This is a genomic window from Streptomyces sp. PKU-EA00015 (genome assembly GCF_013387495.1).
Classification (GTDB): Bacteria; Actinomycetota; Actinomycetes; order Streptomycetales; family Streptomycetaceae; genus Streptomyces.
This window is the reverse complement of record NZ_JABZEE010000030.1, coordinates 1-11,640: the sequence shown is the minus strand read 5'-3', so window position 1 is coordinate 11,640 and position 11,640 is coordinate 1. Positions and strand designations below refer to the sequence as shown.

Sequence of the window (11,640 nt, the reverse complement as noted above, 5' to 3'; positions counted from 1 at the left end):
CATGGCGGAGTGGTGGCTCGACGACATAGCCGAAGTCGTCGACAGCCGCACGACCGACCTGGGGAAGGCCAACCTGACGGATCTGCTGGAGAACTGCGTACGAGAGATCCACAAGCTGGCCCGGGAACGAACCAGCCCGCAACGACGACGGACGAGGCCCGACAAGCCCTCACCGCGGCCACCGATTTCGTCCACCGCCCACTGCCGCCGATCCCGCGGCAGCGGCCACGCTCCCAAACTGGGACCCCCACACGGCGCTCACGCCGCCGCACGCGAGGCGGCCGCCCCACCGACTGATGCCCGCCCCATTCCGTCACCCCGCGAACCCCATTTCGTCGGTAGCTCGAGGTGGCGGCGGGGTCCATGGCGACGACGATGCGGGCCATGGGCGGCGCGGCGCCGACGCGGGTGGTGTCGAGCCCGGCGCGGGACCACAGGGCGCCCTCGATGTCCTCCATCAGGATCCCGTCCAGCTCCTGCGCCTCCAGGCGGGTGCCGGCGTACTTGGCGACGAGGAAATCCCGCTGCTCCTGCGGGAGGTGCGTGGCGTCGCGGGTCCGACCGTGCGTGACGATCACGTCCGTGTGGGCCTTAAGTTCGATCACCTCGGTGCGTGGCTTCGGGGTGGTCGAGCCGATGTAATGCGGGTTCCTGCCGAGGCGGAGCCCCATCTCCGAGTGGGTGATGGCCTCCTTCAGGCGGCGCTGCGCGGCGACCTCTTCCATCCACACTAGGCAGCGGTTGCCACCGGCGCGGAGGCGTTCGATGTCGTCCGGGCTGTGCGCGCCGAACAGCTTGGCCTCGGCGCCGCTCGGCCACTTCACGAACGTGCCGCCCGTCGTCGTCCTGAGCACGACGCGCGGATCGTGCGCCTTCAGCCCCGACGGGCCGTTCACGCAAGCCTCGACGGCGTCGCCCTGCGTCGGGGCGACGATCGCCATGCGGTGCCCGCCCCGCATCCGCTCGTCGCACGGCGGCCCGTTGACGTGCTGCACCATGTACCGGGCGCAGCCGTCCGTCTTGCCGGTGCCGCGGCCGCCGAGCTGGAGCCACCAGCCCATCGTGGGTATCTCGGCGGGCGGGACCTGCCACGGGTACGGGGTCCACTTGTTCCACCGCTTCTGCCACAGGCGGGCGCGCAGCTCCGCTTCGAGCAGCTCCAGTTCGGCCGGCGACATGGCCGCGAGCCGCGCGTCGAGGTCGGCGGTCACAGCTCGGCCAGCTCTGCGGCGAGGGCCTTCACGCGCTCGGTCATCTCGTCGGTGACGGTGACGTTCGCGCGGACGGGGGCGTACAGGCCGAGGAGCTTGGCCTCGTGGTCCATGGCGCGGACGATCGCCTCCCCGGCCTTGGCCGAGTTGGCGTCGCTGCGGAGGACGACGGGCATGAGGCCGTCGATGATCTGCTTGCAGGTGGCGAGCTGGCCGCCGACCATCTCGCCGAACGCCTCGGACGCTTCCCGGTGGAGGCGGGCCCGGCCGCGCTTCCACGCCTCGTGCGTGTTCTTGACGTCGGCGCCGATCCGCTCGGCGATCTGCCGGAAGGTCAGCCGGTCACGGGTGTAGAGCAGGACGACTTCGTCCTCACGCTGCCGCGCGATCTCCTCGTTCTGCTTGGTCGCCATGCCCGTACCTCCCTGGTGGGGAAGGTACGAAAAATCGGAAGATCACGATCTTGGGGGGTGCGGTGACACCCCCACCGGCCAGGCGTCGGTCGTCAGGAGCGAGGCCGAAGGGGCTCGCAGCCCTGGATGGTCACGATGCCGTCACCCTTGGAAAGCTTGATGATGACGCGCTCGCCTGCGTTCGCTGTCTTCCACTGTGGCATGACGTCGTCGGCGGTCGGCTCGGTGCTGATAGAGCAGAGTTCGAAGACGCCCTTCTTGGCGCCGGTGGTCTCGTAGGTGCCGGCGGGGATGTCCTCGCCAACGACGTAGTCGCCTTCGGGATAGGCCGGGGTCTTCGGGGCCTCCTTCTTCGGCGAGGCCTGCTTGGCCGGGGCCTCCTTCACCGGTGCCGGGGAGGCGGTCTTCTCGGCGGGCTTGCGGTCCGCCTTCGCGCTGGGCGACGTCGACACCTCGGCCGGCTTGCGACTGGCCGTGCTACTACCGCTGGCCGTGTCGATGATCGCACCGACGATGCCGATGACGATGAGGAACGCGAACAGGCCTGCGACGATGAGTCCCGCGAGGGCCCAGCCGTTCATGAACTTCTTCGGCTCCGGCGGGGGCTGGTAGGGAGCGGGTCCGCCAACGTACGGCCCCTGGTAGGGCTGCTGGTTGTGAGGCCGTTGCGGGCCGGGGTACTGCTGGCTCACGGGGCGACTTCCGATCGACGAAGGTGCGGGCGCAGCGTGGGGGAGTTGTGAATGTATCGCGCGGGTCGGGGTGCGGCTACCGGCCCCTCGGCCCCCCAGGGCTGCCACACGGTCGCTGCAGGGCCCGCTGCTTGGCATATAGCGTGCGGAGGCGCCCGTTGCCGGGTTGCCGGCCACGGGCGCCACCTCCTCTATGCCTTGGGAACCGTCCAGTCGATGGGCTCCGGAAGGGACTGAGGCGCGTAGACGATGCGCTCGGGGCGCTTCGCGCTGGGCACGGGGAACGGGATCTTCCCCCGGACGCAGCGCCCCTCCTTGACGGACACGTCGTCGGTGGGGAACTCGGGCTTGGGCATATCGCCGCCGTTGAGGCCTGTGACCTCGATGCGCGTGCCGTCCTTGTATTCGAGTGACCACGGGAACTGGCTGACGCTGAACGTCACGCCCTTGGTGTTGCACACCTTCACCTCGGCGGTCGCCCAGATTTCGCCGCCAAGGCCCTCCAGCGCGGCTTCTGGTCCCTTCTCAGGCTGGGTGTAGGCAATGACGCTGGCGGTGAAGTGGGCTCCGTTCTCCTCGTCGTTGATGTCTGCGGTCTCACCGATGGCGAAGGTGGTCTGCGACTTGCTCGGCTCGGGCGACGGCGTGGTCGGCGTAGACGTGGGTGCGGCTTCGGTCTTGTCGCTCTTCGTGACCGTGGTGGAGTCGTCCCCGCTGCCGCTGCAGGCGGTGAGTGTGGCGAGCAGGAGCGCGGCAGTGAGCGCGGTTGCTCTGGATCGCATGGTCCCCCCAAGGACGTTGCAGATGAGAGGAGGACATCATGCGGCATACGGGCTGCCCTATGTGAAGGATCTGTGATGGTGGTTCCGCTACGAGTTGTGCACCTCCCCCTTGGCCTCATCCATGTTGCGCGCGAGGCCAGAGGGCATCGTGGCCACCTTCAGTTTTCGGGTCACAGCACGAGCCCGCATGCCATGGTCTCCGGTTGCCACAGTCACGTCTCGTCGGGCAACGTGCTGCAGAAACTCTGCTTGGTCCAGGATGTCGCTGTCGGCATTGCCGCGCAGATTGTTCCCGCCAGCCAGTAGGAACTCGAGCGTCACCTCGCCGCTTAGCTGGGCGTATCCCGCACTTTCAAGGTCCGCCAACCGCTCGTTGATCGGGGCCAGCGCCGTTCGCGCTGCCTTGCGAACCTGCTGAGATCCCGTGTATCGCTTCTCGTCCAGCTCGTCGAGTACCAGCACCGGGACTACGAACCGGATGGGGCCGCGCTCGTTCACGACCTTGTGCCAATCGATGTGGTCGATGCGCTGGAAGTGCAGGAGGACGTTCGTGTCAGGGACGACAAGTCTGCCTGCCCTCTCCGATCTTCAGAAGCGCTTGGAGTTCTTCAGCGATACCGCGCAGGTACTCTCGCTGGACTCCAATCTCCATCGTCAAATGCTTGTACATGTACGCGGGTGCTGAATTCTCGGCGAGCCCCCAGTAGCGACGGCTGAGCAATCGCTGCGCAGGTTCACCATCGGCATACAGCGCCCGCAGGAATCCCTCAACCTTGCCGACCCACTCCACGTAGGCCATCACCGGATCCGGCAGTCCGATGATGTTGCCGCCCTCCACGTCGAGACGCTGGAGCTGCTCCAAGTAGTGGGGAATTGGTATGTCGTGACGAAGCATCCGCAAAGCTTGCCATGTAAGGCCCGACGGGTGCGGCAGTAGGCGGTCATCACGGCGAAGGCGCAGGGCGTCAGCTACTGGGCGCAGGGCGAGCGGCTGAAGATGACGGGCGAGGCGGTCGGGCAGATCGCTGCCGGCCGTGGACGGGCGTCGTCGTAACTCTGGCCAGCGTCGTCCGTTGATCGGGCGTGGATCTCGACGACCTCCTCGACGCCCCGGGCGACCGCATTCCGCTGCTCACCCTCGGTGAGGCGCACGACGTGCTGCACCTCCTCCGGCCTCTGGTCGACGGGGCCGGGGTCGAGGCCGTCGTTGCGGACGAGCTGATCGTGCGACTCGCGCAGCGCGTCCCGGCCCCTCCGGCGTAGCGGCGCCGGGCGCGGTCGTACGATCCGGCCGCGGCTGACCAACTCCCCAGGTCCCTGATCGAACTCCAGCGTGAGGCGAATCGTGCGCGCGATGCGGCGACGGCGGCCGGCTACAGCCCGGAAGCCTGGCGGCCGTGGGTCGAGGCGGCGGCCGTGGTGCAGAACGCGATCAGCGAGCATGTGGCCCCGACCGGCGTGAACAGCTACGACCTAGAGCAGGCCGTGAAGAGGGCCGCCCGCCGGGAGGGCTGGGGAAGTGCCGAGAGTCGGTGCGCGTCTCAGGAAAGGAGACCGGCCGTTGGGGTCGGCCTGGCGGCGGAGCCACTTCTCCGGGTCGGCGGGGTCGCGCTCGCCGTCCTCCTCGCGGCGGACCCAGTCGGTCACGTCGTCCTGTGTGAGGTTGCAGATCGTCGCGGGTACTTCGAGGCCGTCGGTGCGGGTGTGGACGATGTGCTCGAAGTGGATGCGGATCTCGCGGTAGTAGTCCTCGCGGGTGCGGATGTCGATTCCGGTGAGGCGGTCGACGTAGCGTGTGGCCCACTTCACGAGGGGCATGTCGCCGGGCTGATCGTCGGGCTCGACGAATCCCTCGCCGCGGACCCAGCCGTGGGGCCACTGTCCGCCGTGGGCTTCGACCAGCTTCTTGAACTGCTCCGCCGCGGGGCGCTCGCCGAACTTCTCGGACTGCCACTCGCCGTCCTGCCGCCACTTCACCTGGAAGGTGGCGCTTCCACCCCTCTTGAGCCGTTCCACGATGCTCGCCATGGACCGACGATACGACCGGGCTCAGACACCTGTGTTCCCATCGTGTTCCCAAAAATCGGGACATGAAGAAGGGCTAACCCGTTTTCACAGGTCAGCCCTTGATCATTGAGGGTGAGTGACGGGACTCGAACCCGCGACATCCTGGACCACAACCAGGTGCTCTACCAGCTGAGCTACACCCACCACGACCGGTCTTTTTCCCGACCGGCCGAGAAAAAGTGTACAGGGTCCCGGAGGGTGCTCGCGCCAGGGTTTCACGGGGCCGCCCACGGGGGCGGTGCTGCTACGTCGCGGGCTCCGCCGGCTCCGCGGGCAGCACGTGCTTCGCCGCGATCGCCCGCGCCGTGTCCGAGTCCGGCCCGGGCTGCGGGACGAAGACCGCCTCGCGGTAGTAGCGCAGCTCGGCGATCGACTCGCGGATGTCGGCGAGCGCCCGGTGGTTGCCGCTCTTCTCCGGACTGTTGAAGTACGCCCTCGGGTACCAGCGGCGCGCCAGTTCCTTGATCGAGGAGACATCGACGATCCGGTAGTGGAGGTAGCCCTCCAGCGTCGGCATGTCACGCGACAGGAAGCCGCGGTCGGTGCCGACCGAGTTCCCGCACAGCGGGGCCTTCCCGGGCTCCTTGACATGCTTGCGGACGTACGCGAGGACCTGCTCCTCGGCGTCCGCCAGCGTGGTGCCGCCGGCGAGCTCGTCGAGGAGGCCCGAGGCGGTGTGCATCTGGCGCACGACCTCCGGCATCGTCTCCAGCGCCGCCTCCGGCGGGCGGATCACGATGTCCACGCCGTCGCCGAGCACGTTCAGTTCCGAGTCGGTGACCAGCGCGGCCACCTCGATGAGTGCGTCGTCCGTCAGCGAGAGCCCGGTCATCTCGCAGTCGATCCACACCATGCGATCGTTCATGCGCCTACCTTATGGGGCGCATGACGATCGGGCCCCGGGCGTGTGCACACGCGACCGGGCCGGGCGCTCACGCGCCCGGCCCGGTGCTCACGAACAGTGCCGTGCTACCCCATGCTCCGCTGCCCCGGCAGGCCGGCGCGGCCGTACATCTCGGCCGCGCCCCGGACCGCCTCGGACGGCGTGGAGGCGGTGGCCGTCGGTCCCGGCAGGCCCGCGCGGCGCATCCCCGCCGTGGCCTGGGTCGGCATGACCGCGTCCACCATCGACGGCTGGCCCGGCTCGGCCTGGGGCCTGCGTGCCCGGTACGCGGCCCGGTAGGCCGCCGGGGAGGACCCCAGCTGCCGCCGGAAGTGGCCGCGCAGCGCCACCGGTGACCGGAATCCGCAGCGGCCCGCGACCTCGTCGACCGAGTAGTCGGAGGTCTCGAGCAGTCGCTGCGCCTGCAGCACCCGCTGGGTGATCAGCCACTGGAGCGGCGCCGAGCCCGTCAGCGAACGGAAGCGGCGGTCGAACGTCCGGCGGCTCATGTACGCCCGAGCGGCCAGCGTCTCCACGTCGAACTGCTCGTGGAGGTGCTCCAGAGCCCAGGAGACGACCTCGGCCAGCGGGTCGGAGCCGATTTCCTCAGGTAAAGACCTGTCGAGGTAGCGCTCCTGCCCGCCGCTGCGGCGCGGCGGCACGACCAGCCTGCGGGCGAGCGCTCCGGCCGCCTCGGCGCCGTGGTCGGTGCGCACTATGTGCAGACAGAGGTCGATGCCTGCGGCCGTGCCCGCCGACGTGAGGACGTCGCCGTCGTCGACGAACAGCTCCCGCGGATCCACGTGCACGGACGGATAGCGCTTGGCCAGCGTCGGCGCGTACATCCAGTGGGTGGTCGCCGGGCGGCCGTCGAGCAGGCCGGCCGCGGCGAGGACGAACGCCCCGGTGCACAGTCCGACGATGCGGGCGCCCTCCTCATGTGCCCGGCGCAGCGCGTCGAGCGCCTCGGGCGGCGGCGGTGAGGTGATCGAGCGCCAGGCGGGCACCACGACGGTGCCTGCCCTGCTGATCGCCTCCAGGCCGTACGGCGCGGTCAGTTCCAGGCCGCCGGTGGTCCGCAGCGGCCCCTCCTCACCACCGCACACCAGCAGGCGGTAGCGGGGAACTCCGGCGTCCTGACGGTCAATTCCGAACACCGAGAGCGGGATGGAACTCTCGAAAATGGGGCCGCCGCTGAACAGCAGCACCGCGACGACTTCCCGGCGCCGGCGGCCGGAAAGTTTCCGTGCTGCCTCCGGTGCAGCGGAGTCCTGACTCATGACGCTAAGCCCCCCTCGAAGTGCGCGTCTCCCCGTTCGTTTCGGGCCTTTCGCTCCTGCACGTTTCCCCTCGGTTCTGCACGAGTCCCCCGGCCTTCGATACTCATGATCGAATCTACTGCGTCCCGCGGTGCCGCCGTGACAAGTTCGGCATGCCCCGCTATGTCGACTTGGCAACTTGGCGCGATGCTGTCGATCACGAAGCGTTCCACTCGGCGGGCCCGCAGGGAAGTCCGCATTCCGGGCATGGCCCGTCCCCGTAGGGTGCGAGCGCCGTCTGCGGTCCTTTCTTGCCTGGTGAGAAGCGGGTTGGCGGGTGCTTTCGGCAAGGTCGGGCCCGTTGCGTGAAGTTGGCTGAAAACCGCCGGTGTGAGGATGTGAACTCGTCAGTCCCCAGGCGCACTTACCCGACCGCGGTGAGCGCCCAGGCGCGTCGCATCGGAGCCGCGGACGCGCCGGCCCGCCTGCGGTGCGCCGCTCCGGGCGCGCGCGTGGGCGGCCTCCCGCTCCGAGTGGCGCAGCAGCACCTGGCACGCGGCCGTCATGGCCGTGAGCCCCAGCGCGGCGGCCGCCGCCCCGCCGACGGACGTCCCGTACACCACGAGCACGACCGGGACCAGCAGACAGGTGAAGGCCGCCCAGCGCACGACATCGCTCGCCGCGTCGGCCGCCGGGCGCAGGGCGGGGACGGGCGACGGGGCGGCCCCGCCGGGGGCGGCGGCCGGATTCGGGATCCGGCGCCGTCCGCGCCGCTGGACCGAGGGGTGCGCGGGGTTGCGGACGGGCGGACATGCGGGCACTCGGAACTGCGGACGTGCGGGCACTCGGAACTCCTGGGGCGCGGCGGGAGGTCGGGGTCCGGTCCGGCGGATCCGGTGCCTTTCCGGCGGATCCCGACCGGCCTGTGGGTGGGCCAACGAGCCGCGCAGTCGTCCGGTCACTGTACGCAGCGGCAGACGGCTGTAGTGGCCACCCGGCATTGCCATACGGGTCGGGCCTGGGGCATGCTCCCTGGAACGCCGCGCATGGCACCGCGAGGCCTGGGCAGGAGAGGAGTGCCGCCGTACCCTTGGGGTATGGGCTTGGGAAGATGATTCCCGGACACGGCTCCGCACCCATCCCCATTGACGCACCTTCTCAGACCCCTCCCAAGAGGATCTTCTTCGCCGAGACATCGATGGCCGGTCACGAATTCCCCGATCCCGCGGACCGCAAGCAGGTAGCCGATCCACTGTCGGACCTGCGGGCGGCCGAAGAGTCATGCCACTCCTGCGATCCCGCCTTCCGGCACGGAGTCGTCGTCGGATTCGACGGATCGACCTCCAGCGAGCGGGCGCTCGCGTATGCCATCGGAATGGCCCGCAGATCCGGTTCGGGTCTGATCATCGTCCACGTCGCCAACCGGCTGCCGACCACCGTCTGGGCCGGCTGTGAGCCCCCCGTCTTCGTGGACGTCCCCGACCACCGCACCGAGGTCCTGGGTCTGGAACTGGCCTGTGCCGACTACCTGACCGAGGTCCCCTGGATCCTGGTCGAGCGCGGCGGCGACATCTGTCATGAACTGGAGGAGGTCGGCCGCGAGTACTCGGCCGACGCCATCGTGGTCGGCTCCACGCACGGCATCGTCGGCCGGATCTTCGGCTCGGTCGCCGGCCGGCTCGCACGGCGCGCCCAGCGCCCGGTGATCGTCATCCCGTGACCCCGCGGGGCACGCCCCACACGTCACTCCACTTCCCTCTGTCTCCGCAGGTGAGGCGTCGTCAACTCGCCTCGCGCACAAGGAAATCTACCCATCCGTAGCAGGTGGATTGTGCGCTTGTGAAGGGTACATAACGGTCGCTGGGTCCGCAGCACTGGGCAGCACCACTGCAGCACAACTGCACAGACAGGAAGGGAGCCCGCCGTGGACAACGGAGTCTCTGCGGGAAGCGCCGGATCGACCGACACCCTCGGCCGTCTCGCGCTCGGACTGACCCTGCTGGCGTTCGGCGTCGGCAACACCCAAGTGATCGACAATGTCACCGCGGCCGACGCCGCGTCCCTCGCGACCTGGGTCGGCGGCGTCGCACTGTTCGTCATCGGTCTGCTCGAGTACCGGGCGGGCGACGGGGCTTCGGGCACGGCGTTCGCCGGGCTCGGCGCGTTCTGGTTCACCTGGGGCACCGGCGTGGGCAGCGAGGTGTCGGCCGAGGCGGCGGGCCTGTTCCTGCTGCTGTGGGCCCTGCTCGCGCTGACGCTGACGGCCGCGTCCTCCGGCAGCGGGATCCTCGGCCAGGGCGTGTACGGCCTGCTGTGCCTGTCGCTGCTGCTCGGTGCCATAGCCGCCTTCGCGGGCAACGAGGCTCTGGCCAAGGCGGGCGGCTGGGTCGGGGCGGTCGCGGGCCTCGTCGCGTGGTACGGGGCGACGGCGGCGCTCGCCAAGTGGCCCACGTTCAGCGGACGCGCTGCCGGCCGGGGAGTGACGGCCACCGGCTGAGCGGCCGGGGGTGCCCCGCGGGAGGCGTCAGGCACCCCCCGAGGCCGGCGTGACGGGTTGCGCGCCGGCCGGCACCACAGAACGCCCCCTGTGCGCTGGTGGCACGCACAGGGGGCGTTCTCTCCACATTTTTTGGCTCGGTTCGCCCCCGACGGGTGCTGGCCGGCCTACTCGACGGTGACGGACTTCGCCAGGTTGCGCGGCTTGTCGATGTCCCGGCCGAGGGCCAAGGCCGTGTGGTAGGCGAGGAGTTGCAGCGGGATGCCCATCAGGATCGGGTCCAGCTCGTCCTCGTTCTTCGGCACGACGATCGTGTGGTCGGCCTTCTCCTGCTCGCGGTGGGCGACGGCCAGAATGCGGCCGGAGCGGGCCTTGATCTCCTCCAGCGCGGCGCGGTTCTTCTCCAGCAGCTCGTCGTCCGGGACGATCGCGACCGTCGGCAGCGAGGGCTCGATGAGCGCGAGCGGGCCGTGCTTGAGCTCGGAGGCGGGGTACGCCTCGGCGTGGATGTAGGAGATCTCCTTGAGCTTCAGGGAGGCCTCCAGCGCGACCGGGTAGCCGCGCACCCGGCCGATGAACATCATCGACTTGGCGTCCGCGTACTGCTCGGCCAGCTTCTTGATCTCGGCCTCGGACTCGAGGATCTCGCTGATCTGCGCGGGCAGCTTGCGCAGGCCCTCGATGATCCGCTTGCCCTCGGCGACCGACAGGTCGCGGATGCGGCCCAGGTGCAGGGCGAGCAGGGCGAAGGCGACGACCGTGTTGGTGAAGCACTTCGTGGAGACGACGCACACCTCGGGGCCGGCGTGGACGTACGTGCCGCCGTCGGCCTCGCGGGCGATCGCCGAGCCGACGACGTTCACCACGCCGAGGACGCGGGCGCCCTTGCGCTTGAGCTCCTGGACGGCCGCGAGCACGTCGTAGGTCTCACCGGACTGCGAGACGGCGATGTAGAGGGTGTCGGGGTCCACGACCGGGTTGCGGTAGCGGAACTCGGAGGCCGGCTCGGAATCCGCGGGGATACGGGCCAGGGACTCGATCAGCCCGGCGCCGATGAGGCCCGCGTGGTACGAGGTGCCGCAGCCGAGGATCTTCACGCGGCGGATGCCGCGGGCCTCGCGGGCGTCCAGGTTCAGACCGCCCAGGTGCACGGTGTTGAACCGGTCGTCGATCCGGCCGCGCAGCACGCGGTCGACCGCGTCGGGCTGCTCGAAGATCTCCTTGTGCATGTACGTGTCGTGGCCGCCCATGTCGTAGGAGGCGGCCTCCCACTCCACGGTCTCCGGGGTGGCGGTGGTGGACGCGCCGGAGGTGGTGTACGTACGGAAGTCGTCGGCCTTGAGGGTGGCCATCTCGCCGTCGTCGAGGGTGACGATCTGGCGGGTGTGGGCGACCAGGGCGGCGACGTCGGAGGCGACGAACATCTCCTTCTCGCCGATGCCGAGAACGACGGGGGAGCCGTTGCGGGCCACCACGATGCGGTCGGCGAAGTCGGCGTGCATGACGGCGATGCCGTACGTGCCCTCGATCACCTTGAGGGCCTCGCGGACCTTCTCCTCCAGGGTGGTGGCTTGGGAGCGGGCGATCAGGTGGGTGATGACCTCGGTGTCGGTCTCGGAGGCGAAGACGACGCCGTCGGCCTCCAGCTTGGCGCGCAGCTCGGCGGCGTTGTCCACGATGCCGTTGTGGACGACGGCGACCTTGTTCTCCGGGTCCAGGTGCGGGTGCGAGTTGATGTCGCTGGGCGCGCCGTGCGTGGCCCAGCGGGTGTGGGCGATGCCGGTGGTGCCGGCGAAGCGCTTGGGGACGCGGGCCTCCAGGTCGCGGACGCGGCCC

General features: G+C 69.6%; 14 protein-coding genes and 1 tRNA gene. 3 read left to right on the top strand and 12 right to left on the bottom strand.

The features are described 5' to 3' along the window. From HW130_RS19810 to HW130_RS19785, 6 genes are all read right to left on the bottom strand, one after another. Nucleotides 1-1,211 (bottom strand): terminase large subunit domain-containing protein (locus tag HW130_RS19810; RefSeq protein WP_309140491.1); only part of this gene is annotated, 1,211 nt, incomplete at its 3' end. Continuing rightward, complete coding sequence (locus HW130_RS19805) at nucleotides 1,208-1,624, bottom strand: hypothetical protein (protein WP_177150978.1); 417 nt, start codon at nucleotides 1,622-1,624, stop codon at nucleotides 1,208-1,210. The genes HW130_RS19810 and HW130_RS19805, both read right to left, overlap by 4 nt. A 92-nt stretch (nucleotides 1,625-1,716) precedes the next feature. Beyond that, the gene (locus tag HW130_RS19800) at nucleotides 1,717-2,316 is read right to left on the bottom strand and encodes a hypothetical protein (protein WP_177150977.1); all 600 of its coding nucleotides are present in this window, start codon (nucleotides 2,314-2,316) and stop codon (nucleotides 1,717-1,719) included. A gap of 191 nt (nucleotides 2,317-2,507) precedes the next feature. Beyond that, nucleotides 2,508-3,098: a DUF4352 domain-containing protein gene (locus HW130_RS19795; protein WP_177150976.1), complete on the bottom strand. Its 591-nt coding sequence runs from the start codon at nucleotides 3,096-3,098 to the stop codon at nucleotides 2,508-2,510. A gap of 87 nt (nucleotides 3,099-3,185) precedes the next feature. After that, nucleotides 3,186-3,614: a PIN domain-containing protein gene (locus tag HW130_RS19790; protein WP_309140492.1), complete on the bottom strand. Its 429-nt coding sequence runs from the start codon at nucleotides 3,612-3,614 to the stop codon at nucleotides 3,186-3,188. A 37-nt stretch (nucleotides 3,615-3,651) separates the two neighbouring features. Continuing rightward, entirely contained in the window at nucleotides 3,652-3,960 is a 309-nt protein-coding gene (locus HW130_RS19785) for a hypothetical protein (RefSeq protein WP_218183747.1), read from the bottom strand. Between the two features lie 221 nt (nucleotides 3,961-4,181). Here HW130_RS19785 and HW130_RS19780 point away from each other — a divergent pair, with 221 nt between their 5' ends. Then, on the top strand, nucleotides 4,182-4,361 hold the full coding sequence (locus HW130_RS19780; RefSeq protein ID WP_177150974.1) for a hypothetical protein: 180 nt from the start codon (nucleotides 4,182-4,184) through the stop codon (nucleotides 4,359-4,361). 210 nt (nucleotides 4,362-4,571) lie between these two features. On the opposite strand, the gene HW130_RS19775 is transcribed toward HW130_RS19780, so the two are convergent. The 5 genes from HW130_RS19775 to HW130_RS19755 all read right to left on the bottom strand — a co-directional run bounded on the left by HW130_RS19775 (nucleotide 4,572) and on the right by HW130_RS19755 (nucleotide 8,152). Beyond that, a complete protein-coding gene (locus HW130_RS19775) occupies nucleotides 4,572-5,126 on the bottom strand; it encodes a hypothetical protein (protein WP_177150973.1) in 555 nt (184 codons plus the stop codon). 110 nt (nucleotides 5,127-5,236) lie between these two features. Next, a tRNA-His gene (locus HW130_RS19770) sits at nucleotides 5,237-5,309 on the bottom strand. 100 nt (nucleotides 5,310-5,409) lie between these two features. Then, entirely contained in the window at nucleotides 5,410-6,030 is a 621-nt protein-coding gene (gene orn, locus HW130_RS19765) for an oligoribonuclease (RefSeq protein WP_177150972.1), read from the bottom strand. A gap of 104 nt (nucleotides 6,031-6,134) precedes the next feature. After that, a complete protein-coding gene (locus HW130_RS19760) occupies nucleotides 6,135-7,328 on the bottom strand; it encodes a helix-turn-helix domain-containing protein (RefSeq protein WP_177150971.1) in 1,194 nt (397 codons plus the stop codon). A gap of 386 nt (nucleotides 7,329-7,714) precedes the next feature. Further along, the gene (locus tag HW130_RS19755) at nucleotides 7,715-8,152 is read right to left on the bottom strand and encodes a hypothetical protein (protein WP_375256555.1); all 438 of its coding nucleotides are present in this window, start codon (nucleotides 8,150-8,152) and stop codon (nucleotides 7,715-7,717) included. 353 nt (nucleotides 8,153-8,505) lie between these two features. Between HW130_RS19755 and HW130_RS19750 the strand changes: the two genes are divergently transcribed. Both HW130_RS19750 and HW130_RS19745 read left to right on the top strand, forming a co-directional pair. After that, nucleotides 8,506-9,027: a universal stress protein gene (locus HW130_RS19750; protein WP_177150970.1), complete on the top strand. Its 522-nt coding sequence runs from the start codon at nucleotides 8,506-8,508 to the stop codon at nucleotides 9,025-9,027. 204 nt (nucleotides 9,028-9,231) lie between these two features. Further along, nucleotides 9,232-9,804, top strand: a complete 573-nt coding sequence (locus HW130_RS19745; protein ID WP_177150969.1) for an acetate uptake transporter — start codon at nucleotides 9,232-9,234, stop codon at nucleotides 9,802-9,804. 167 nt (nucleotides 9,805-9,971) lie between these two features. On the opposite strand, the gene glmS is transcribed toward HW130_RS19745, so the two are convergent. Then, nucleotides 9,972-11,640, bottom strand: a 1,669-nt coding sequence (gene glmS, locus HW130_RS19740) for a glutamine--fructose-6-phosphate transaminase (isomerizing) (protein ID WP_177150968.1), incomplete at its 5' end; no start/stop codon positions are given.